The organism is Micromonospora sp. NPDC005194 (assembly GCF_040608335.1).
Taxonomy (GTDB): Bacteria; Actinomycetota; Actinomycetes; order Mycobacteriales; family Micromonosporaceae; genus Micromonospora.
In genome coordinates this window covers 64,702-86,442 of the sequence record NZ_JBEXIA010000022.1, presented here as the reverse complement: position 1 = coordinate 86,442, position 21,741 = coordinate 64,702, and the positions used below count along the sequence as shown (strand labels likewise).

16 protein-coding genes and 1 tRNA gene are annotated in these 21,741 nt (G+C 68.4%); 7 read left to right on the top strand and 10 right to left on the bottom strand.

The genetic code is table 11. The annotated features are described in order from the left end of the window. Positions 1-104 precede the first annotated feature (104 nt). Positions 105-623 carry a hypothetical protein gene (locus ABZU53_RS19745; RefSeq protein ID WP_354855189.1) on the top strand — a complete coding sequence of 173 codons (519 nt, stop codon included), beginning with the start codon at positions 105-107 and terminating at the stop codon, positions 621-623. Positions 624-633: 10 nt separating this feature from the next. Here ABZU53_RS19745 and ABZU53_RS19740 read toward each other — a convergent pair whose 3' ends face one another. Next, the gene (locus ABZU53_RS19740) at positions 634-1,365 is read right to left on the bottom strand and encodes a Clp protease N-terminal domain-containing protein (RefSeq protein ID WP_355066954.1); all 732 of its coding nucleotides are present in this window, start codon (positions 1,363-1,365) and stop codon (positions 634-636) included. A gap of 191 nt (positions 1,366-1,556) precedes the next feature. Here ABZU53_RS19740 and ABZU53_RS19735 point away from each other — a divergent pair, with 191 nt between their 5' ends. Further along, on the top strand, positions 1,557-2,372 hold the full coding sequence (locus ABZU53_RS19735) for a DUF72 domain-containing protein (protein WP_355066977.1): 816 nt from the start codon (positions 1,557-1,559) through the stop codon (positions 2,370-2,372). Positions 2,373-2,387: 15 nt separating this feature from the next. Here ABZU53_RS19735 and ABZU53_RS19730 read toward each other — a convergent pair whose 3' ends face one another. Beyond that, positions 2,388-4,220 carry a glycoside hydrolase family 15 protein gene (locus ABZU53_RS19730; RefSeq protein WP_354855187.1) on the bottom strand — a complete coding sequence of 611 codons (1,833 nt, stop codon included), beginning with the start codon at positions 4,218-4,220 and terminating at the stop codon, positions 2,388-2,390. A 145-nt stretch (positions 4,221-4,365) separates the two neighbouring features. Here ABZU53_RS19730 and ABZU53_RS19725 point away from each other — a divergent pair, with 145 nt between their 5' ends. Then, the gene (locus tag ABZU53_RS19725) at positions 4,366-4,791 is read left to right on the top strand and encodes a VOC family protein (protein WP_355066953.1); all 426 of its coding nucleotides are present in this window, start codon (positions 4,366-4,368) and stop codon (positions 4,789-4,791) included. A gap of 66 nt (positions 4,792-4,857) precedes the next feature. Then, positions 4,858-5,307, top strand: coding sequence for a hypothetical protein (locus ABZU53_RS19720; RefSeq protein WP_355066952.1), 450 nt, complete (start codon positions 4,858-4,860; stop codon positions 5,305-5,307). Positions 5,308-5,315: 8 nt separating this feature from the next. Here ABZU53_RS19720 and ABZU53_RS19715 read toward each other — a convergent pair whose 3' ends face one another. From ABZU53_RS19715 to ABZU53_RS19705, 3 genes are all read right to left on the bottom strand, one after another. Then, positions 5,316-6,971 (bottom strand): glycoside hydrolase family 44 protein, encoded by a 1,656-nt coding sequence (locus ABZU53_RS19715; RefSeq protein WP_355066951.1) that lies wholly within the window; start codon positions 6,969-6,971, stop codon positions 5,316-5,318. Positions 6,972-7,106: 135 nt separating this feature from the next. After that, the gene (locus ABZU53_RS19710; RefSeq protein ID WP_354855183.1) at positions 7,107-7,676 is read right to left on the bottom strand and encodes a kinase; all 570 of its coding nucleotides are present in this window, start codon (positions 7,674-7,676) and stop codon (positions 7,107-7,109) included. A gap of 358 nt (positions 7,677-8,034) precedes the next feature. Further along, complete coding sequence (locus ABZU53_RS19705; RefSeq protein WP_355066950.1) at positions 8,035-9,249, bottom strand: DUF4041 domain-containing protein; 1,215 nt, start codon at positions 9,247-9,249, stop codon at positions 8,035-8,037. Between the two features lie 747 nt (positions 9,250-9,996). Here ABZU53_RS19705 and ABZU53_RS19700 point away from each other — a divergent pair. After that, positions 9,997-11,043, top strand: a complete 1,047-nt coding sequence (locus ABZU53_RS19700) for a DUF4236 domain-containing protein (RefSeq protein ID WP_355066949.1) — start codon at positions 9,997-9,999, stop codon at positions 11,041-11,043. Between the two features lie 240 nt (positions 11,044-11,283). On the opposite strand, the gene ABZU53_RS19695 is transcribed toward ABZU53_RS19700, so the two are convergent. From ABZU53_RS19695 to ABZU53_RS19680, 4 genes are all read right to left on the bottom strand, one after another. Then, positions 11,284-11,359, bottom strand: a tRNA-Lys gene (locus ABZU53_RS19695). 75 nt (positions 11,360-11,434) lie between these two features. Then, a complete protein-coding gene (locus ABZU53_RS19690) occupies positions 11,435-11,731 on the bottom strand; it encodes a DUF6582 domain-containing protein (RefSeq protein ID WP_354855180.1) in 297 nt (98 codons plus the stop codon). Between the two features lie 112 nt (positions 11,732-11,843). Then, positions 11,844-14,543 (bottom strand): RICIN domain-containing protein, encoded by a 2,700-nt coding sequence (locus ABZU53_RS19685; protein ID WP_355066948.1) that lies wholly within the window; start codon positions 14,541-14,543, stop codon positions 11,844-11,846. Between the two features lie 387 nt (positions 14,544-14,930). Further along, on the bottom strand, positions 14,931-17,915 hold the full coding sequence (locus ABZU53_RS19680) for a glycoside hydrolase family 3 C-terminal domain-containing protein (RefSeq protein ID WP_355066947.1): 2,985 nt from the start codon (positions 17,913-17,915) through the stop codon (positions 14,931-14,933). Positions 17,916-18,235: 320 nt separating this feature from the next. On the opposite strand from ABZU53_RS19680, the gene ABZU53_RS19675 reads away from it, so the two are divergent. Together ABZU53_RS19675 and ABZU53_RS19670 are read left to right on the top strand one after the other, a co-directional pair. Next, on the top strand, positions 18,236-19,894 hold the full coding sequence (locus ABZU53_RS19675) for a Na+/H+ antiporter (RefSeq protein WP_355066976.1): 1,659 nt from the start codon (positions 18,236-18,238) through the stop codon (positions 19,892-19,894). Between the two features lie 198 nt (positions 19,895-20,092). Next, positions 20,093-20,695, top strand: a complete 603-nt coding sequence (locus ABZU53_RS19670) for a hypothetical protein (protein ID WP_355066946.1) — start codon at positions 20,093-20,095, stop codon at positions 20,693-20,695. A 270-nt stretch (positions 20,696-20,965) separates the two neighbouring features. On the opposite strand, the gene ABZU53_RS19665 is transcribed toward ABZU53_RS19670, so the two are convergent. After that, positions 20,966-21,655, bottom strand: coding sequence for an ElyC/SanA/YdcF family protein (locus tag ABZU53_RS19665; protein WP_355066945.1), 690 nt, complete (start codon positions 21,653-21,655; stop codon positions 20,966-20,968). Positions 21,656-21,741: the final 86 nt, after the last annotated feature.

The window sequence follows — 21,741 nt, the reverse complement described above, 5'->3', positions numbered from 1 at the left end:
CGGGGACGACACACCGCAGGAGGACCAGCGGCGGTATTCGCACACCTGTCGGGTAATTTCTTCCAGGTCCGGCACCCCGGCCTACGACAGGAGAAGCTCCGCGCATGGGCAAGAAGACGATCCAGGTCTCCGACTTCACCGGCACCGTTCTGCAGCAGGACGACGAGGTGGTTCGTGTCGTCGTCCTGGAGCACCCGGACCTGGTCGCCGGGCCCGTGCAGCTCGACGCCACCCCGGGCGAGGTGGAGAGCATCGACGACGCCGCGCTGGACGTGGCGGTGGTGGAGATCCACGACCGGCACGGCGGCGGCGAGCCTCGACGGGTGGTCCTCACCGCCAGCGAGTTCGACGCGATGGCCACCGACGTCCCGATGGCGCAGTTGCTGAAGACGGCCGAGCGGGTCCGCCCGCCCAAGGCCCGCAAGAGCGTCGAGAAGATCGACTACGGCACGCTGGAGCACGCCGGCAGGCCGCACCGGGGCCGGGTCACCGAGGAGGAGGCCCGACTGGTCCGCGAGCAGCTCGACGAGGTCAACAAGCGACTCGCCGACGCGGGCGTACGCCAGATCGACCCGACCGATCCGGAGCACGCCCTGCGTTACGGCTTCCCCGAGGCGTCCTGACCCCGGGTTCTCACTTCTTACCGACGGCGGCGGCGAGGGCGGCGGACAGGTCGGCCTCGACCGCCGCCTTGTCCAGGCCGAGGTTGGTGAGCACGCCGGCGCCGTCCTCCTGCTCCAGCAGGGCGAGCAGGATGTGCTCGGTGCCGATGTAGTTGTGCCCGAGGCGCAGCGCCTCCCGGAAGGTCAGCTCCAACGCCTTCTTGCCGCGCGCGTCGTACGGGATGAGTTCCGGAACCTGCTCCGCCCGCGGTGAGAGGACGGCACCGACCGCCTCCCGCACCGCCTCGGGGGTGGCGCCCCGACCAGCCATCACCCTGGCGGCAAGACCCTCCGGCTCGGCCAGCAGGCCCAGCACCAGGTGCTCGGGGCCGATCTCGGCGTTACCGCTGGCACGGGCCTCCTCCTGCGAGGCCACCACCACGTTGCGGGCCCGGGGGGTGAACCGGGCGAAGCCGGCGTTGGGGTCGAGCGCCGCCGCCTCGGTGGAGCCCTTCGCGACGAAGCGCTTCTGCGCGGCCTGCTTGCTGACCCCCATGCTGCGGCCGATGTCGGTCCAGGAGGCGCCTGAGCGCCGGGCCTGATCGACGAAGTGCCCGATCAGGTGGTCGGCGACCTCACCGAGGTGATCGGCGGCGATCACCGCGTCGGTGAGCTGGTCGAGCGCGTCGGTGTGCGCCTTCTTGATCGCCTGGATCAGGTCGTCGAGCTTGACGTGGTTGTTCATCTGGAAAGGCTCGGTCATGCGTCAACCATAGGTTGACGCCCCCTCCCCGTCAACCCTGAGTTGACGACGAATGTGAACGACGACGAGCCCTGCGGGGCGGCGGTCGGCCGCCGCACAGACGGCTGTCCCGAGCTGCCACGGGGCGCGTATACGGTGGGCGCGGCTTCACCAGAGGAGGGGCGGTCATGCGGCTGCACGTGGGATGCGCGATGTGGACCCACCGGTCGTGGCCCGGTCGCCTGCTGCCGCCAGCGGAGCGCCTGCGGCACTACGCGAGCTGGTGCGACGCCGTCGAGGGCAACACGACGTTCTATGCGACGCCGGCCCGGGACACCGTCGCGTCCTGGGCGGCGCAGACCGATCCCAGCTTTCGGTTCGTCCTCAAAATTCCCAAGGTCGTCACGCACGAACGCCGGCTCACCGATGTCGGCGACCCGCTGCGCGCCTTCCTGGACGCGATCGAGCCCCTCGGCCCACGCGCCCACGCTCTCTGGATCCAGCTGCCGGGGTCGTTCTCGCCCGCCGACGTGCCCGCCCTCGATCGGTTCCTCGGCCAACTCCCGCGCTCCCACCGGTACGCCGTGGAGGTCCGCCATCCCGCGTTCTTCACCGACCCGCACGCGATCCGGCTGCTCGAGGCGACCCTCACCGCGGCCTCGGCCGAATGGATCCCCTTCGACACCACCGCGTTCTTCACCAGTCCGCCGACCAGCGACGCGGAACGCGACGCCTGGACCAAGAAGCCACGGGTGCCGCTGCGGTCGGTCGCGCTGACCGACCGCCCGATCGTCCGTTACCTGGGCCGCGACGACAACGCCCGGACGGTCCAGGGGTGGCAGCGCTGGGTCGAGGTCACCGCCGACTGGCTGCGCGAGGGTCGCTCCCCCACCATGTTCGTCCACACGCCGGACAACGCCGACGCGCCGCGGCTCGCCCGCCGCTTTCACGACGAGGTACGCGCCCGCGTGCCCGGCCTCGACGCACTTCCCGAACCGATACCGGTCGAACCACTGACCCTCTTCTGACGGGTACGCCCGCGGTCACCCCTTTCCGTCGAGGAGGGCGTTGAGGTGGTGGGCCGTGCTGATCAGCGAGAGGTGGCTGAACGCCTGCGGGAAGTTACCGATCTGCTCACCGGTGGGCGCGATCTCCTCCGAGTAGAGCCCCAGCGGCGTGCTGTACGTCAGCATCTTCTCGAACGTCAGCTGGGCGTCGTCGAGCCGGCCGGACTGGGCGAGGGCCTGGACGTACCAGAAGGTGCACATGCTGAAGGTGCCCTCGGAGCCGGCGAGCCCGTCGGGCGAGGCGTTCGGGTCGTAGCGGTAGACGAGGCTGTCCGAGACCAGCTCGTTGTCTATCGCCCGCAACGTCGACAGCCACATCGGATCGTTCGGCGCGATGAAGCCCACCCCGGGCATCGCGAGCAGCGAGGCGTCGGTGATGTCGGTGCGGTAGTGCTGCACGAAGGCCTGTCGTTCCGGATGGAATCCCCGAGCGATGACCTGCTCGTAGACGGCGTTGCGTTCGTCCGCCCAGCGGGTGATGCTCGCGGGACGCCCACGTGCGTGCGCGATGCGGATCGCGCGGTCGAACGCGAGCCAGCACATCATCCGCCCGTAGGTGAAGTCCTGCCGCCCGGAGCGGGTCTCCCAGATGCCGTCCTCGGGCTGGTCCCAGTGGTCGCAGAGCCAGTCCATCAGGCCGGCCGTCTTGCGCCACCCGTCGTACGACGTCATCAACCCGCTCTGGTCGGCGAGATGCAGCGAGTTGAGCGCCTCGCCGTAGATGTCCAGTTGCACCTGGCCCGCCGCGCCGTTGCCGATCCGCACCGGCGCCGAGCCGCGGTATCCCTCCAGGTGGCCCAGCACCTCCTCGGGGAGGTCCGGCGAGCCGTCGATGCGGTACATGATCTGCAGAGGCACGTTGCCGTCGCGGGCGTCCCGGATGCGCGCTTCGAGCCAGGTCAGATACTTCTGGGCCTCCTCGGTGAAACCGACGCTGAGCAGCGCGTGGACCGAGAACGAGGCATCACGGATCCAGGTGTAGCGGTAGTCCCAGTTCCGTGGTCCACCGATCTGCTCCGGCAACCCCGCCGTCGGGGCGGCGACCACGGCGCCCGTCGGGGCGTACGTCATGAGCTTGAGCGTCATCGCCGACCTGTCGACCATCTCCCGCCAGCGGCCGGTGTAGGAGGAACGGCCCACCCACCGACGCCAGTGGTCCCGTGTCTCGGCCAGCAGTTCGCACGCCTCCTGCGTGCTGAGGGCCCGGGGTGGGTGGGGGCAGGCCGTCTCCAGGACGACTCCGCCGATGTCGCCGACGTGCAGCTCGTTGCGAAAGCAGACGCCCTCGGTGTCGCGCTGGATCGTCCGCTTGTCGACGAGCCGATCCGCGTCCGAGAAGGGGGCCAGGGTGAGGCTGAGGGTCGAGCTGCGGAAGACGTCGCCCTCCGGGTACACCTCCAGTTCGTACGGATCCCGCCCGTAGTTGAACCGCGGCCGGCAGTCGAAGCGGAACGGCATGTGTCCCCGGACCATCCGGATCAGCCGGATCAACCGGTGCCGGTCGGTGGCCTGCTCGCCCGTGACGGGCATGAAGTCCAACAGCTCCCCCACCCCGTCGGCGCTGTGGAAACGGGTGATCAGGATCGGCGTGCCGGGTAGGTAGAGCTGTTTGCTCGAATACTCGATGCCGTCGGGTGAGAGCTGGAAGTGGCCACCTTTTCGACGGTCCAGCAGGGCGGCGAAGACGCTCGGCGAGTCGAAGCGCGGCGCGCAGAACCAGTCGATCGTGCCGTCCTTGCTGATCAGCGCGGCGGTCTGCAGGTCACCGATCAGGCCGTGCTCCTCCACCCCCGGGTACGTCGTCTCCACGTTGGCTCCCGCCGCTCGTCGGGCTGACGGCGGCGACTACCCGGGATACCGCGCGCTACACGGCTGGCCGCCTCCGTGTCGGGACGAAGCTGTCGGTGCCCGCCGATAGCGTGACCACCGGACGACATCGACGAGAGGACACCAGGTGAGCCTGCGCGGATTCGCCACCCTGAACATCTGGGCCGACGACGTGGCGGCGGCCACCGACTGGTACGCCCGGTTCCTGGGCCAGGAGGCGTACTTCTCGCGGCCCGGCCCCGACGGGCGTCCGGCCTACACCGAGTTCCGCCTCGGCGACTACCAGGCGGAGCTGGGCATCATCGACCGCAGGTACGCCCCGCCCGACGCGACGGCCGGGCCCGGTGGCGCTGTGATGCACTGGCACGTCGACGACCTCGACGCCACCGTGCAACGGCTCCTCGCGATGGGTGCCACCGAATACCAGCCGATCACGCCCCACGGGGACGCGGGCTTCGTCACCGCGGCGGTGGTGGACCCATTCGGCAACGTGCTGGGGGTCATGACCAACCCGCACTACCTCGACATTCTCGCGTCTTCCAGGCCAGCCTGAGGCGGTTGTCGACGTCTGCTGTACTCGACAGCGAGGATTCCCCCTCGGCGAAGGAGGCCCACTGGCATGTCCACCTCCGAGTTCAGCCCCGACGCTCTGCGTACGCTGATCCGCGCCGGCGCCTGGATCGACCGCCCGGACACCAAGAAGGCCGCCGTACACCTGCTGACCTTCACCAAGCTGCCGGAGCAACCAGGCTTCGCCGAACTGGTCGAGGTCGTACAGATCCCCGAGTACGACGACGGTCACGACATCCAGGTGGCGGTCATCCGCGACTGGCCGGCGCTGCTCGCGCTACCGGCGGTCGAGCAACTCTCCGACGACGACCAGCGGCTGGTCGCCCTTGCCGGCAGCCTCGCCACCGGGCAACCGGTCGACCTGGCCGCCAACGCCGCCGTCAAGGGCCACGAGCACGCGGCGAAGGTCGCCGAGGCGATGGTGATCGCCGCCGGCTACCACCTGAAGTACACGGTCAACCCGACCGAGCGGCTCACCACGAGGTTCGCCAAAGCCTGAGTAGGCGCTCAGTGTCGGCGCTGCGGCAGGACGAGCAGCGTCACGGAGTTCGCCGGGTACGTCGCGCTGACGCCGCCCCGGGCCACCCGGAGATCCTCACCGCGGACGATCGAGGTGAGATCGGCCGGGCCGTAGGTGAACCGCTGCGCCCTGTCCCCGCCCTGGAATCCGGAGAGCGCCAACCGTGAGGTCAGATCGCCGCCCGTCTTGTTGACCACCATGACGGTGAGTGCCTTGTCGGACGAGCGTTGCGCGGCGTAGACCGAGAGCTGCCCCTGGTCGCCGCTGACCGCCGACACGCTCACGTCGCCGAACCTGCTCCCGGCTCCGTCGTAGTTCCGGTACATCCGGAACGCGTACGCGCCGGGGTCGGTCGGCTTCGGTTCGCCCCAGATGGTGGCCAGGTCCAGACCCTCGCGCCCGAAGATGCCGAGGACGTCGGCCTGCGCGAGCGCGCCGTTGATGTCGTCCAGGGCGCCCCAGTTGTATTCGGTGATGGCGACCTTGGTGCCGGGGTAGTACTGCGCGACCCATGCCTTCATCTGGCGGATGAACTGCAACGGCGGAGCGTTCACCCCGCCGGGGCCGATCCACGACTCGTCGACGTACGTCGGATCCCACAGCGACCGGGTGGACCGCAGCCGCAGCGCGTTGGCTTCCGCGTCCTTGCCGCCACTGATCTGCGGGTAGTAGTGCTGATCGAAGTAGTCGAGGAATCGCTTCCCGCCGTGGGCGTCGCTGAAGTCCTTCATGTTCTTCAGATACCACTGGGACAGGTTGAGCCCGCCGTGCGCCGCCGCGTCGGCACCCGGCGCGCATCCGTCCACGCCGGACGCCACCCATTCGCAGTAGCCCCAACCGGACGGGCCGAGCACCGCCGCGCGCGGGTCGGCGGCCTTGATGGCCGCGGCGGTCGCCGTGCCCTTGCCGCCCAGTTCGTCGTAGCTCACCGGGTCGGGATGCACGTCGCGGTGGGTGGAGTTCCACAGCACCGGCTCGTTGTCGAGTTCGTAGATCGGTACGCCGCCACGTGACGCCGGGCCGAACTGGGTCACCAGATGGGACACCATCTCGCCGGCGAACGACGCGTCGGCCGGGATCGAGGTGTCCGTGGGGACCGCCCCGGTCAGGTTCGCGTCGGCGTGCCGGCCGTTGCCACAATTGGGGTCCCACTGGTCGAACGAGTCCTGCTCGGGGAAGCGGGTGGCCGGGAAGCCGCAGGCGAACGGGTGTGACGAGGGCGAGTCCTTCGCCACCCATCCGATCAACGGCACGGTGACCACCTGCCTGGTCCCGTGGTCCCGGTTTCGCTGGACGAACGCCTCGACCGTGTTGTCGGGCCCGGCCACGATGTTCTCGAAGTACCAGTCGCTGCCGGTGTTGTAGGTGTGGTTCTTGAAGTTGTAGCGGCTGCTCGCGTTACCGCCCCAGCGCGCCACCGGGGTGCCGAGTTCGGCGACGAGCGCGGGGTCGCCGCCGTTCATACCGTAGATGTCGGGGCTGATCTTGTGGCGGGCGGCGGACACGTCCACGGTCAGGGCGAGCCCGGCGGCGGCCGCCGCCGGGCCGGCGACGGCCTGGGTGGTCAGCAGCCCCGCCACGAGAGAACCGACCACACCGATCGCCGTGGCCGGACGTGGCTTGCGCCGTCGTTGCACACCCATCAGAAACTCCTGCCGCCGATCAGCCCGGGACGGACCGAACCCGCACATATATTACTGCCCGTCTATATTAAATCAATCCATTGACGTCGATAGTTGCAGTTCTATTCGTCCCCGTGGCCGCGACCGTCGGGTGCCCTACGGGTACGCGACGTTCGGCAGCAGGTCGTCGTCGCGCCCGGTCTGGGGCAGTCCGGCAGCAGCCGCGATGACCTCGACGGCCTCGTCCAGCCCTGTGGTCTCGGGGAGGACGAGTTCGTCGGGCCAGCCCAGGACGTCGTGGGCGGCGTACCAGCCGCTCATGTGCTCGGCGGTGAACTCACTGACCTGCGGACGGGTGAGATGTCGGCGCAGCGTCTCGGCCAGGGACACGTCGAGGTAGCAGAACAGTGACCGGCCGCGGTGGCCGTCCCGCAGTGCGGTCAGCATGCTCCGATAGCGGCTGGCGTGCATGATGCCCTCCATCACCACGTGGTAGCCGTGGTCCAGTGCGAACCGAACGGTCTGCCCGATCAGCGCGGGTGCCGCACGGCCGGGTGTGTCCCGCTCGCGCAGCACGATACGGCGCAGGTAGTCCTGCTCCACCAGGGCGCAGCCCCGACCGTGCCGGCGTCGAAGCTCCCGGGCGATGCTGCTCTTCCCCGAGCCGGAATTGCCCCGGATGCAGACGAGGATCGTGGCCGGGCTGCCGGTGGGTTCAGCGACCACGATGCCTCCTCGGCTTCAATCGCCGCGGACGGTGAGGTCGTAGCCAGCGGCGGCAGAGAAGCACGTCATGTCACTCCCGGATCCCCATCTCGGCCACCAAACCCCTGTCGAGGCGGTACACCTGCGTGACGGTGTGGTCGGCGAGTTCGCTCTGGTCTTGTCGTGGACCACCTGACCGGAAGGCGAACAGTCCACCCAACGACCTGTTCACCTCATCTCGGCAATTCGGCTTGATCATGGCTAGAGCGGGCTGGCCCATCGGCGACGGATACTCATAACGGTTGCACAGCGCGTGTGCACAGTGATCCGTTGGACCCCCGCTAGCTTGGTGGCACCCGCCATCCAAGAACTTGGCCTGTCAAGTGGCTGCGGCTGGTTGCTTCTGCGCATGGGTGAGGCTCTGCCGGTATTCCAGTGCCTCGGGGGTCTCCTCGTACTGAAGTAGGCTGCCAGCCAACTTCAGCAGGTGCTCCTTGGCCTCTTCGGGAGTGGCGTAGAAAAACTCGCGGCGGTGGTTGACCAGGTTGACACGTCGGTCGGCCAAACGAGCGTGCATCTGCGCCTCGATGCCGACAGCGTCCTCGGAGAAGAACAGGGCGTGGACGTCAAAGTTGAAGGGCACCGAGGCGTCACTGAGTTCGCGCACCCGGTCCAGCGGATCCAAGCGACGGGTCATGCCGACCTTGACCATCTTCTCGCCGAACGCACCGAGATTGGAGATCACATACACGTAGCCAGCCCTGACGTTGGCGGCCCGCCGGTCGACATCCTGGAGCGCAGTGTCAATCTGGCTCAACCGATCCTGCATCTGGGCTGCCCCATCGATATCACCCTTGGCCTGAAGGACCGTCATGGCATTGGCGTAGTGCTGGCGTTCCTTGTCCAGCCGAGCGCGTTCGCGCTCGATCTCCTGCTGAGCACGTCGCTCTTCCCGGAGCCGAGCCTTCTCCTCGCGTTCTCTCTCCTTCTCCTCAGCCAGTTTCTCCTGGTAGTCGGCGGTGAGTTCAAGCTCCTCCACCCGCAGCCGGTGGTACCCCTCGGCGATACGAATGTCCATCGTCTTGCCGAGCTTGGCGATGGTCGCAGCCACCTTCCCCAGCCGCTCGACGGCCGAGGCGAGCTTGTACGGCTTCAACCCCCGTACCAGGTTGTCCGCCTCGGCGTTGTAGGCGCGAAGCATGAGCTTGGAGAAATCCCGAATCATAGCCCGGCCCTCGGCAGCCGAGCCGTTGACCGTCCACCCGGTGGCGGCCTTGACCGCGCCCCCGTCCTTCCTGGTCATCGCCTTGATCCGCTCCTGAAGGCGGCTTAGCTGGCTCTGGTAGGCGACCGCGTCCGACAGGGGGTGCCGGTACTGATAAACACCTGCCTCCTGGAGTAGCGCAGTCTCCTCGGTGACCACGATCTGCTGCCGGAGACCACCCAAGTGCCGATCGAGTTCGGCCTTTTGTGCTTCACCCTTCGCAGCCTGGTCGGCGACCTCGCGGCCAAGTCGAGCCCGATGCTGCTCAAGCTCGATCGCAGACAGCACGCCAAGCCGTGACATCTCTGCCCGCAGACCGGTCAGCTCCACCGTTACCTGGTCCAACTCGCGGCGAAGATGCTCATTCTCCGCAGCGAGTTCGCGTGCCTTGCCACGGGCACCGAACAGGGGAATCTCGGGAGTTTCGGTGCGCTGCTGGGAGACGACGACAGGGGCCGCAGCAACCTGCCGAGCGACCGCAACAGGCGCTGCCGCAGCCGGAGCTGACGAGTCGGGGATCCATAATTGCCACCCGGATGGAGGAGGACCCCACGCGGGATCCGGCTTCCAGCCCGATGGCGGGATCCATCCAACAGGTGGAGCCGGCCAGTTCGGTGGTGCATTGAAGCGGTATCCCATCATTACCCCCAAGGCTTCACCACGGCCCGACGAAGGTAGCGCCGCAGTCCTCAAGGCAAAATCGACAACTCGGATCGGCAGTTCCAGCCATCCAGGCGGCCACCATTAACCGACCGGGGACTTCAGTCCGGTTACCGACAGGAACGAGCGTCGGCGACTCTTCCGTCTCAGGCGGGCCTGTGGCTAGAGACGGCCCGACGCGTGGAGGGCTCGCAGCCCACCGATGAGGACCTGAGTGTCAAAGCACGGGCGGCCACAAGCAAGGAGCCGCGATCATGGGCAACGTCACCCCCCGTAAACTCCAAAGAGCCATTTGAAGGCGAGAGACTAGCGACGGGTTCGCTCGTTCGGCGCACTGCAATGTCCGATAGTTCGATTATTCTGACACGTGCAGCGACATAGCGTTGCCCACACTCCAGTGACGACGCGAGGTTACTCATGGGCTTCTACCTACGGACCACTCTCAAGGCGGGTCCGTTTCGGTTCAACCTGTCACCATCGGGCGTCGGTGTCTCCGCCGGCGTCCCCGGCTTTCGGGTCGGCACCGGACCTCGCGGCAACTACATCCGCGTCGCAGGTCTCGGTACGACCTACTTCGGCAGCCCGGCACCTATCCCGACCTCGCCTGGCCCACAACCGTCGAGGCCACCCGTAGCTCAAACTGACGAAATTGTTATGCAGGAGTTGTCTGGTACTCCGGTGCAACATCTAGTCGCAGCACATCCCGCCGATTTGATCAATCAGATCCAGACTGCTGCCCAACGGCGATTACTGTGGCCGTGGATCGCCGCCGCCGTCGCGATGTTGGCGTTGATCTCCGCGCCGTACGGCCTCGCACTGCTCGTGCCTGGCCTGCCCGCCGTGTGGTGGTTTAGGCAACGAGATATCGCGCGCCGGTCAGTCGTCGTCTTCTACCAGGTTGACGACGCACCCGCAGTAAAGTACGAACGCTTCGCCGCGAGCAACGGTTTTGTGAGCCGCATCCAGCGTGTTTGGCATGTCGAAGCCGAGGGCGCCCTGAGTACTCCGTACCAGCGGAAAGTTAATGCCGGGGCCGGAGCGCTGATACGCCGTAGCACGGGTTCTCTGGACTTGGCCGGCCCGCCCGTGCTCGTGACGAACATCGCCGTCCCGAGCCTGCACGGTAAAGAACACTCTATCTACTTTCTTCCGGACCGGCTGATCGTCCGCCACGGCAGACGGTACGCCGACCTCCCCTATGCCGCAGTAAATGCCCATGCGCAGCCACAGCGCTTCATCGAGTCGGAAGCTCCACCGGCCGATGCTCAATGCGTCGGGACAACCTGGCAGTACACCAACAAGTCGGGCGGTCCGGATCGCCGCTTCAAGAACAATAGACAACTACCGATCATGCTGTACGGACGACTCACCCTCACCAGTTCGGACGGGCTGCTGACGGTCTGGGACTTCTCTCAGCCTGACGTCGCGGCATCATTGGCCGAAGCGCTCAACCGAATGCGGTAATCGCTGGTGCCGAAGCGGTCGATGACTCGGCCAGTGATGTTCCAGATCCCGCGAAGCACGGTCAAGGCAGCGAACACCATCATCAGGTGCGCCTCCGTCCCCTGGTACTCGAACTGAGCGTGTGAACAAGCGGCATGAGCTGGCCAGTGCCACGCGGGGGATGGTCGGGTTCCTCGGGCGACCGTCAGGCGTCGGTTCCGCGCGCCAGAGCCTGTCGGTCGGGTACGAGGAAGTGTTTGTTGGTGCGCCGCCAGGGACTCGAACCCCGAACCCGCGGATTAAGAGTCCGCTGCTCTGCCAGTTGAGCTAGCGGCGCTCGCTGACAACGACGAGCACGCTAACACGCCTTCAATCCGGCCCTCGGACCCGCCCGGGGCCGGACGTGGCGCGCTCAATGTGCGGGGTTCGGCGTGTGCGGCAGTTTGCCGAGTTGGCGCCAGTCCGTCTCCGCGACGTCGACGCCGTAGTGCTTCGCAGCGGCGAGGATGTTCTGGAACGCCAGGTCGCGCTCCTTGTCGGTGACGCCCTGCACCTGGTCGAAGCGGGCGATGGCATTACGGACGTGGCTCGCGTCGGTCATCGGCTCCTTGCGCTTGTCGGGGAACGCGAAAACGCTCTCCGGCAACTCCCGCTTGTCCTTCTCCGACAGGCCGCCGTGCTTCTCGTAAGGCTTCCAGGTTGTCGTCATCACCCACCATTACCCACTTGTTGTCCGGTAGCACATGCTGCCTCGAGGAGGCGGGGACGCGGACGGCCCGGGGCCGGGCCGTCATCGGCCCGGCCCCGGTGTGGTCGGTCGGTCAGCTCCGCAGGCTCCACTGCTGGTTCGGGCCACCGTTGCACGACCAGAGGATGATCTTCGTGCCGTTGGCGCTGGCGGCGCCGTTGGCATCAAGGCAGAGCCCGGACTGGCCGTTCGTGATGGTGCCGTTGGCGTTGACGTTCCACTGCTGGTTGAGCCCGCCGTGGCAGTCCCAGATGATGACCTGGGTGCCGTTGGCCGTACCGGCCCCGGAGGCGTCCAGGCACTTGTTGCCGTACACCATCAGTTGCTTGCTGGCGGTGGAGGTCCACCGCTGGTTCGTGCCCCCGCCGCAGTCCCACAGCTGCACCTGGGTGCCGTTGGTGGTGGAGGAGTTGGGGACCTCGACGCAGCGACCGGACTGGCCGCCCACGAGCTGCCCGCCCTGCTGGCTGCCGCCGCCGCTCTGCTGCCGGACGATCGAGGTCGATTCGGCCGACCGGTTGCCCTGTGCGTCGACGACGTAGAGCCGGTACTCGCCCTGACTCGTCGGCACGGCGATGGACGTGGCGGTGCCGGAAGCCCCGGTCATCGTCGGCCCGGCGGTGAAGGTGGTCGTGCCGTACGGAGCCAGCCAGACCGACTTGGTGGCGTCGCCGGTGCTCCGGATCGGGATCGACGCCGTGGCACTGGTGACGAACGTGCTGGCCGGCAGCACATAGTTCGGTGCGGAGAAACTGCTCGCCGGGATGATGTCCCGGTAGGCGTCCTCCAGGCCGGAGTTGGCCGCGATGCCGTACGCCGCCGCCGGCCAGACGTAGTCGGAGGACACGATGATGTCGCCGATCGTGCTGTTCGGCAGGTTCTTGTTCGAGACCTTGTTGATCGGGCCGTAGATCTGCGTGATGGACAGATCGTGCTTCCGCCCGAAGTCGTCCGAGTTGATCATCCAGGTGACGTTCTTGTCGATACTCAGAACGTTGTCCCGGAAGGTGATGTACGCCGACCCCTCGTCCGGGTGCAGTCCGTACTTGTGGCCCGAGGGCACGCCCTGGAGGTAGTTGTTGGTGATCGTGGTCCCGGGCTGGCTGCCCAGCGTGTAGATCGGCGCCGTGTCGCTGAGGCGCTGGACCGTGTCGATGATGTGGTTGTAGCTGATGGTGTTGTTCCGCGCCGTCGTGGTCGGCCGGTTGGGCACGATCGAGCCCGATGACCCGTCGAAGTTCCACCAGCCCCAGCCCATCGTGATGCCCGACCAGGGGGCCTTCTCGATCCGGTTGCGCGAGATGGTGAGGGTGTCGGCGAAGTACGCCGAGATGGGGCTGTGCCCGTTGAACAGGACGGCGCTGTCGTAGATGTAGTTGTTCTTGATGTCGATGTTCTTCGGCAGCCCCTCGACCTGCGGGGAGTACTTCTCCCGGTTGGTCGACGTGCCGTCTCCGATGTAGACGTGCTGGGGATGGCCGACGTTGACGGCCGACCCCGCGATGTCGTTGGTGTAGTTCCCGATCAACTGCGTGCCCTGCACGTCGTTGACCATGCTGATGCCGTCGGCGCCGGTGTGTTGGATCCGGTTGCGTTGCAGGAGGATGCCGTCGGCGTTCTGCACCTGGACGATGCCGGGAGTGACGTCCACGTTGCGGTAGTAGTAGACGTGGAAGTTGCCCTTGGCGTACACCTGGGCGCCGAGGTTGCCCTGCTGCGCCTGCTTGAAGGACGAGCCGGCGACGTTGAACAGGTTCCAGTCGGAGTGTTGCACCGTCAGGCCGGAGAACGTGATGTTGCGCGCGTGGCTGCTCGTCGAGGTGCCGGCGACCCGCAGCAGGGTGGTGACGTTGTTCGGCGCGTAGACCGCGGCGGTCGACATGTTCTCGGCGCTGGCCTTGTAGTAGTAGACCGTCTTGGCGCCCTTGTCGAAGTAGAACTCACCGGGCGTGTCCAGGAACTCGTACGCGTTCATGACCTTGTGGCTGCCACCCACCTGGGCGTTGCCGTTGAACGCGCCCTGCGCGATGGCCGCGCCCGGTTGCTGGAACAGGGCCACCCGGTTCGCGCCGTCGGAACTCGTGGTCACCTGGCGGACTCCCACGATGGCCGTGGTCCAGGTCGTTCCCGTCTCGATCTCCAGGTCGTCCTGGTTGCGGGCGATGGCCGGGAAGTCGTTCAGGTTGTACTTGGCACCGTCGCACTGCGAGCCCGACTCCCACGCCCAGGCGGCCTGGCCGGCCGTGATGGTGTAGGTGCCGTAGCACCCGCCCGAGCTGATCGTCTTCGACGCCATGTACGCCCGCTTGTCGTTGACGTAGAGCGCCCGCAGCTTGGTGGAGCGGTCCAGCGGCGCCTTCCAGATGTTGCCGCTGTGCTGGGTCCAGCCGGTCACCTGGACGCCACCGTCCAGGACCGGGGTCTCGCCGGGATAGGCGGCGTAACTGATCCGGTACCCGTTGGTGCCGGAGTCGCTGGCGCCGAACTCGACGGTGCTGGTGACGGGATATCTGCCGCCGCGCAGGTACACGTTGATGTCGCCGGTCATGTTCGCGTTCACAGTGCGAACGGCGTCCCGTGCGCGTTGCACCGTCTTGAACGGAGACGCCAGCGTGCCGGCGTTGGAGTCGTTACCGTCCGGGGCGACGTAGTAGGTCTCCTGAACCGCGGCCGAGGCGGGCGATTGACTGATCACCACGGCCGGCAGCGTGGCGGCGACGAGCGCCGCCGCGAGCAGTGCCGTGCGGGTGGTGGTGGTTACGGCTGATCTCACGTGCTGTCCTTTCTCACTTGTCGTCGATGTGGTGCGTGATACGTGCATCGAGCGACAAGCAGGGAACAGCGACGCCACCAAGGATCGGCGGGGGGCGGGTGGTGCAGCCCGACCGCACTCTTTTGCCAATCGCTACGAAGTCTCTCGCGGAGCGTATGTCAGACGTGTGACGAATGCAATACAAGATTGGGTCTCATCTATGTTTAAATGCTTATGAAAGTTGCAAAAGACGCGGGTAAGACGAGGTGCGGTCGGGCATCATCCGATGAATCGGGCCGGGGTGCACCAGCACCCCGGCCCGAGCCGATCGGTGGCTGCTCAGCAGCGCGCCGCTCGGCGTGTCGTGTCGCCCAGCCGCCAACGATCACGAAGCACCGGGCGCATTCGTCACCGCAGCGAGAAGTCCACCACCCGCAGTGGAGAGTCGAACACCAGGTAGACGTCGTGGGTGCCGGCGGTCCGGGCCACCTCGGCGCTGACGTTCACGTACCGGTAGTCGTCGCCGGTGCTGGGCACGGTGGCCGTACCGAGCAGCCGGCCGGTGGGCGAGCCCAGCCGGACCTGGATCGTGCCGGCGCCCGCCGCCGCCCTGGCGACCCTCGCCGTGAACGTGTGGGCGCCGGGGCGCAGCACGGAACCGGCGAAGGAGATCCATTGACCGGCGGCGGTGGCGCCGACGGCCGTACCCTGTGCCTTCGTCTCGTCGACGAGCCGGACCCCCGCGTACCTGTCGAAGTTCTCGGCCCGGGTGGTCCGCGAGAGGTCCCGGGCCGGGATCGTCTCACCGCGCACCGCGACCGCCGTCCGGGCCCGAATGTCCTCGGCGTTCGCGCCGACCAGCAGGTCGTACGTGGACGACTCGACCGCCCACCGGCTGCGGGTGACGTCCCAGTTCGCCAGGTCGGCGACGGGCAGCCGGAGCGTCACGGCCCGGGTCTGCCCCGGTGCGAGCTGCACCCGCTGGAACGCCTTGAGCGCCCGGATCGGGGTCTTCACTCGGGAGGTGCGCTGGTGGGTGTAGAGCTGGACGACCTCGGACCCGGCTCGGCTGCCGGTGTTGGTCACGTCGACGCGGACAGTGATGGTGCCGTCGGCCGCGACCGAGCGGGCGTCGGTGCGGGGCTGGCCGTACCGGAACCGGGTGTACGACAGCCCGTGGCCGAACGGATAGAGCGGCTTCGCGGTGCCGTAGAGGTAGGTCTGCCCGGACGAGATGATGTCGTAGTCCAGCAGGTCCGGCGGTAGTTGCCGATCCGAGCGGTACCAGGTCTGGGTGAGCTTGCCGGACGGGTTGCGGTCACCGAACAGGACGTCGGCGACGGCGTGCCCGGTCTCGGCGCCCGCGTGGGTGGTCCAGACGATGGCCGGGACGTGCTCCTGCTCCCATCCGATGGTGACCGGGTAGCTGGTCTGCAGCACCAGCACCGTACGCGGGTTGGCCTTCGTCACGGCCTTGACCAGCGCTTCCTGGCCGGCGCTCAACGCCGTCGAGGTCCGGTCGTGCGCTTCGCGCCCGTTGATGAACGGGTTGCTGCCGACGACCAGGACTGCGGTGTCGGCCGCCCTGGCCGCCGCGACGGCTCGGTCGACGCCGCTGCTGATCACCTCGCGGTCGAAGTGGGTCGCGTCCGCCGCGGTGGACGCGCCGAGCGTGAGGGCGCCGTCGTCGCCGACCGTGACGTACGTGTTGGCGCCGAACCAGCTCTCCTTCGTCTCGTAGCCGGTGTAGCGCAGCGCGACGGTACCGTCGGCCTGCGGCTCCAGCGTGAACTGCTGCTGGACGTACCAGCCGTTCGGCTGCTCGTCGCGGGTGATGAAGGGCCCCCAGTTGTAGCCGAGGTAGCGGCCGTTGGCGGCGTTGCGCAGCGTCACCACACCCTGGCCCCAGTCCACCGCGTCGAACTGGGCGGCGAGCGAGGCGGTGGCACCGGTCGCGGCGACCGGGTCGGCGTCGGTGGTGCCGGTGGCCGTGACGTACCGGCCGGTCGCCGGGTCCTTCAGGGCGATCCGGTCCGCACCGTCGAGCCCGCTGACGCTGGCGGAGCCGCCCAGCCGCTCGCGGATGCCGTCGAGCGCGGTCACCTCGTACGGCAGGTCGCCGCCGTACCAGTCGGAGTAGAGGGTGTCGGCCAGCGGACCGAGCACGGCCACCTTGCGGGTCCGGGCCGGGTCCAGCGGAAGTGCCTGTCGGGAGTTCTTCAGCAGCACCATCGCCTCACCGGCGGCCTGACGCGCCAGCCGTTGGTGTTCGGGGCTGTTGATGACGTCCGGGGTGATGCCGCCGTACCGGCCGCCGCCCGGGTCGAACTCACCGAGGCGGAACCGGACGTTCAGGGTCTCGGAGATCCGGGCGTCGATGTCCGCCTCGGTGAGCAGGCCGCTGGCGAGGGCCTGCTTGATGGCGGTGACGGTCGGCTGGGCGTTGGTGTCGTCGGTGATGAAGCTGTTGAGGCCGGCCTTGACGATCGCGGCGTTCCCCTCGGCCTGGTTGGGGTAGTACCCCTGCGAGGCGACGAGGTTGTTCGGTGCCCACGCGTCCGTGACGTTCATCAGGGGCTTGTCGGTCCAGCTCCGTACCACCGTCGCCAGGTCCGGGTCCACGGTCGCGGGACGGCCGTTGACCAGGTTGTACGAGGCCATCACGCCGGTCGCCGCGTCGGCGGCGATGGCCGGTTTGAAGGCCGCCCGGTCGTACTCGTTGAGCACCCGCGGAGGCACGTTCGACGAGGTGACGTCGCGCCGGACCTCGTTGTTGTAGGCCAGGTAGTGCTTGAGGGTCGGCGCGCTCTTGAGGTGGTCCGGGTCCCCGCCGGACATCCCCGAGCCGTACGCGGTGGAGATCTTCGCGGTGAGCAGCGGATCCTCGGAGTAGCCCTCCTCGTTGCGGCCCCACCGAGGATCGCGGAGCAGGTTGACCACCGGCGCCCAGAGGTTGAGACCCCAGACCCGGGGGTTCTGCGCGTGGTAGCCGCGCGCCTCGTCGCCCACGGCCGAGCCGACCCGCTGGATCAGGTCGGTGTCCCAGGTGCTCGCCATGCCCACCGGCTGCGGGAAGGACGTGCCGCGAGCCTTCACGACCGCGCCGTTGTTGTCGATGTCGGTCGACCAGGCGACCCCGTGCAGCGCCTCGGTACCGGTCTTGAACAGGCCGATACCCAGTCGGGGAACGGCCGGCTGGTACTGGTGCAGCCACGAGATCTTCTCGTCCTGGGTGAGCCGGCCGAGCAGGTCGTCGACCCGGGCCTGCACGGGCAGGTGTGGATCTCGGAACGGGTAGGTGGGTTCGGCGTGCGCCGCGCCGGGGACGGCCGGTAGGACGAGCAGTGCGAGCGCGAGCGCGGTGATTCCGCGCCGAAGGCGCCTGTTCCGCATGCGGTTCTCCTCATGTCGTACGACAGGCGCCAGGGGGCGCCGAGACCGGCGTGGCCAGGCTCGACACCCGGCTGACGGGCCTGAACGACGAATCGTCGAAGCGCTTCGACGACCCGGCCGCGTTGACCACGGCCATGAATGTGGTGATCGCCAGACTATAGACGTACGCCTATGGGCGAGCAATACCGGCCAGCGGACCCGCCCGGGTCACCCCACCGCCGACCGGGGTTGGGTTGATCTAGCGGGTAGGCTCGTTACCGCTGGTGCGGCCCGCGCCGCGCGCCGATCCAGGGGGACGTCACCAGGTGAGCGCCCATTCGATGGTGTTGTTCGTGCTCGCTGCCGTCGCGGTCATCGTCGCCGTGCGGTGGGTGGCGTCGCGCACCGGCCTGCCGGCGGCGGCGCTGCTGCCGCTCATCGGCATCGCGTACGCGCTGCTCCCCGGCCCCAACGTCAGCCTCGACCCCGAGCTGGTGCTCATGGTCGTGCTGCCGCCGCTGCTCTACAGCGCCGCACTGGACTCCTCGCTGCTGGACATCCGGCGGAACCTGCGCATCGTGGTCAGCCTGTCCGTCGTCCTGGTGCTTCTCACCGGAGTACTCGTCGGCATCGGGTTCCACCTGTTCGTCGCCGGGGCGACGCTCGCCGCCGGAATCGCGGTCGGCGCCGCGATAGCTCCGCCCGACCCGGTGGCCGCCCTGGCGGTGGGCCGGCGCGTCAACCTGCCCCCGAAGATGGTCACGATCATTCAGGGCGAGGGGCTGCTGAACGACGCGACGGCGCTGACGATGCTCAGCGTGGCGGTGGCCGCCGCCGTCGGCGGGACGTTCTCGTTCCCCGCCGCCGTCGCGCAGTTCGTGCTGGCGGCAGCCGGTGGCGTCGCTGTGGGGGCGGCCGTCGCCTGGGCGAAACGGCTGGCCCGACCCCTCACCGCGGACCCGTTGCTGTCCAACGCGATCTCGCTGGCGACACCGTTCGTGGCCTACCTGCTGGGTGAGGCGCTGCACGTCTCCGGCGTGCTCGCCGTGGTGATCGCCGGGCTGATCGTCGGTCACCAGGCGCCGCAGGTTGGGTCCGGGGCCGCCCGGCTGCAGACCAGCGCGGTGTGGCGGCTGGTCGACTTCCTCCTCGAAGGCTTCGTCTTCCTGCTGATCGGCCAGCAGCTTCCGGAGGTCGTGAAGGGACTGCGCCAGTACGACACGTCGACCATCGTCATCGCCGTCGCGGTGTCCGTGGGCGTGGTGCTGCTCCTGCGCCCCGCCTGGCTGGTGATGACGCAGTCGCTCCCCCGCTCCCTGCACACCCGCCTGGGTGGCATCTCCGAGCAGGACGACACCGACGAGCCGAGCACCGCACGGCAGATCGCCCGGGCCGACCGCAACGCCCGCCGCCTCACCTCCCGGGAGGTGGTGGCGCTGAGCTGGTCCGGTACGCGCGGCGTCATCAGCCTGGCTGCGATCTTCACACTGCCGCTGACCACCGACGACGGGTCACCCTTCCCCGACCGCGACCTCCTGCTGTTCTGCACCTTCGTGGTCGTGCTCGTCACGCTCGTCGGGCAGGGCCTGACCTTCGCACCGCTCGTGCGGATGCTCGGCCTGCGCGCCAACGAGACGGACCAGGCCCGCGTACGCAACGAGGCCCGTTCGGCGGCGGTGGAGGCCGCCCTGGCCCGCCTCGACGAGGTCGCCGCCGCCGAGCCGGACAGCACGGTGGCCGTCAACACCACCCGGACCCAGTTGCTGGCCCGCCTGGCGCGTTACCGCGGGCGACTCGACCTGCTTGAGCAGAGCGGGTCAGAAGAGCTACCCACCTCCCCGCAGTACGAGACGGCCCTGCGGGTCCGCCGCACGGCCCTCGACGCGCAGCGCGAGGAGTTGGTGCGCTGGCGGGACTCCGGTCGGCTGCCGGACGAGGAACTGCGGGTCCTGGAGCGGGAACTCGACCACGAGGAGTTGCTGCTCCCGAAGCGGCAGTAGCCATCCCGGCCGGTCGGTTCGCCGGCATTCGTTCCACCTTCCACCCCGGGGGTAGGGCCTGCCCCACCGGCGACCTTCCCGCTCACCGGCTGTCACCTGGACAGGCCGTTCCATAGCGTCACGGAGGAGCCATCGGAACGATTTCCTGTTCGCCACGGGGGTGGTCGCGCGAAGTTCTCCATCGAAGACCCGCCAGTCGTGAATGACGGGTCGCCCGGGACGTTCTCCCGGATCGCCGACGTCGACGCGCTGCGCGCCGTGGCGCTGCTCCTCATCCTGGTTGTCAACATCGCCTTCTTCGCCTCCGGCTACCCCTTCCATCTGGTCCCCGATCCCGCCCACGACTCGTGGGGCGACCAGGCGGCCCGGTGGGTGGTCGAGGCGCTCCCCGCGATGAAGGCCTACCTGCTCTTCTCCTTCCTGTTCGGCTACAGCTTCACGCTCCAGCTCGACTCCGCCGCTCGGCGGGGCGTCGACTTCGCTCCCCGGTTCCGGCGACGGCTGGCCGGGCTCTTCGTGCTCGGGATCCTGCACGCGGTGCTGTTGTTCCAGGGCGACATCCTGACCACGTACGCACTGCTCGGCCTGGTCCTGCTCGCCACGCGAAGAGTCGCCGTCGGGACCGCGCTGCGCGCCGCCGTCCTGCTGACCGGCGGAATCGGTTTCGTCCTCGCGCTCGCCGGCTCCTCACCGACGTCGTCGGGAACCGGCGGCTCCTGCGTCGGGTGCAGCAGCTGGGCTATCCGATCGGCCTGGCCGGTGCGGTGGTCTTCGCCTCGGGTGGGGGCACCGCCAACCTGACCGGACTGACGGTGGGCCTGGACCGAGCAGCGGTGGCCACGGCTGCGGGCCACGGACCCGGCCTGACGGGCCCGCCCTGGCCGTCCGGACAGGACGGTCGGGGCCGTCTGTCGGTCGTCTGCGCTGGCTGTGCGGCGTCGGCGAGAGGCTGGGACGACGAGGGGAACGTGATGGCGAACAGCGTGCCGTGGTCGAGGCGGCTCGTGACGTCGATCGTGGCGCCGTGCGCCCCCCGTCACTGCCCCTCGCGCTGGGTGGCGCGCCGCCGGTTCAGCCTCGCAGGGCGTCGTCGACGCCTGTCTCGTACCGGCCCAGGTACACCGGGTCACGCCCGGACAGCACGTCCCACGCCGCCTTGTCGGCGGCGCCGTACTCGCGCGCGACGCCCCGGCGCCACAGCGGCGCGTACCGCTTGGCCGTCTCGTCGCCCACGCCGTTGGCCTCGACGCCGAGGGCCCGGCAGAGCGTGACAGCCCGGTCCAGGTGAAAGGACTGGGTGACTACGGTGGCCTGGCGCACCCCGAAGATCTGCCTGGCCCGGGCGCAGGAGTCGTACGTGTCGAAGCCGGCGTGGTCGAGCACCACCTTCTGGTCGGGCACCCCCCGGTCGACCAGCCACTGCCGCATTGCGCCCGGCTCGTCGTACCCCCAGTTCATGTGGTCACCGGAGACCAGGATGGCATGGACCTTGCCGGCCGTGAGCAGTTGCCGCGCGATCTCCAGCCGGGCGGCCAGGAACGCCGACGGCTGCCCGCCGGGGTCGACCTGGGCGCCCAGCACCAGGGCCACCGGCGCCTCGGGAACGTCCTCGACGGTGAAGGTCCGGCCCTCCGCGCCAGAGCGGACCCACACCATGCTGCCCCCGGTGACCGCGCCGGCCAACACCGCCCCGAGCGCCGCCACCAGCAGGGCGCGGCGCAGCCAGCGTGCCCGGTGGGCGCCACGAATCGCACTGAGCACTCGACGAAGACTCGACACGGCCCCAGTATCGCGGCTCGGGCAAGGACGGTGGGTGTCCATCCACGGCCGACGCGGGGTCGGACCCG

What these genes read in the sequence shown, in the direction of transcription:
- ABZU53_RS19745 (WP_354855189.1), top strand. Translation starts at nt 105, where the DNA reads ATGGGCAAGAAGACGATCCAGGTCTCCGACTTCACCGGCACCGTTCTG.
- ABZU53_RS19740 (WP_355066954.1), bottom strand. Translation starts at nt 1,365, where the DNA reads ATGACCGAGCCTTTCCAGATGAACAACCACGTCAAGCTCGACGACCTG.
- ABZU53_RS19735 (WP_355066977.1), top strand. Translation starts at nt 1,557, where the DNA reads ATGTGGACCCACCGGTCGTGGCCCGGTCGCCTGCTGCCGCCAGCGGAG.
- ABZU53_RS19720 (WP_355066952.1), top strand. Translation starts at nt 4,858, where the DNA reads ATGTCCACCTCCGAGTTCAGCCCCGACGCTCTGCGTACGCTGATCCGC.
- ABZU53_RS19715 (WP_355066951.1), bottom strand. Translation starts at nt 6,971, where the DNA reads ATGGGTGTGCAACGACGGCGCAAGCCACGTCCGGCCACGGCGATCGGT.
- ABZU53_RS19700 (WP_355066949.1), top strand. Translation starts at nt 9,997, where the DNA reads ATGGGCTTCTACCTACGGACCACTCTCAAGGCGGGTCCGTTTCGGTTC.
- ABZU53_RS19690 (WP_354855180.1), bottom strand. Translation starts at nt 11,731, where the DNA reads ATGACGACAACCTGGAAGCCTTACGAGAAGCACGGCGGCCTGTCGGAG.
- ABZU53_RS19680 (WP_355066947.1), bottom strand. Translation starts at nt 17,915, where the DNA reads ATGCGGAACAGGCGCCTTCGGCGCGGAATCACCGCGCTCGCGCTCGCA.
- ABZU53_RS19675 (WP_355066976.1), top strand. Translation starts at nt 18,236, where the DNA reads ATGGTGTTGTTCGTGCTCGCTGCCGTCGCGGTCATCGTCGCCGTGCGG.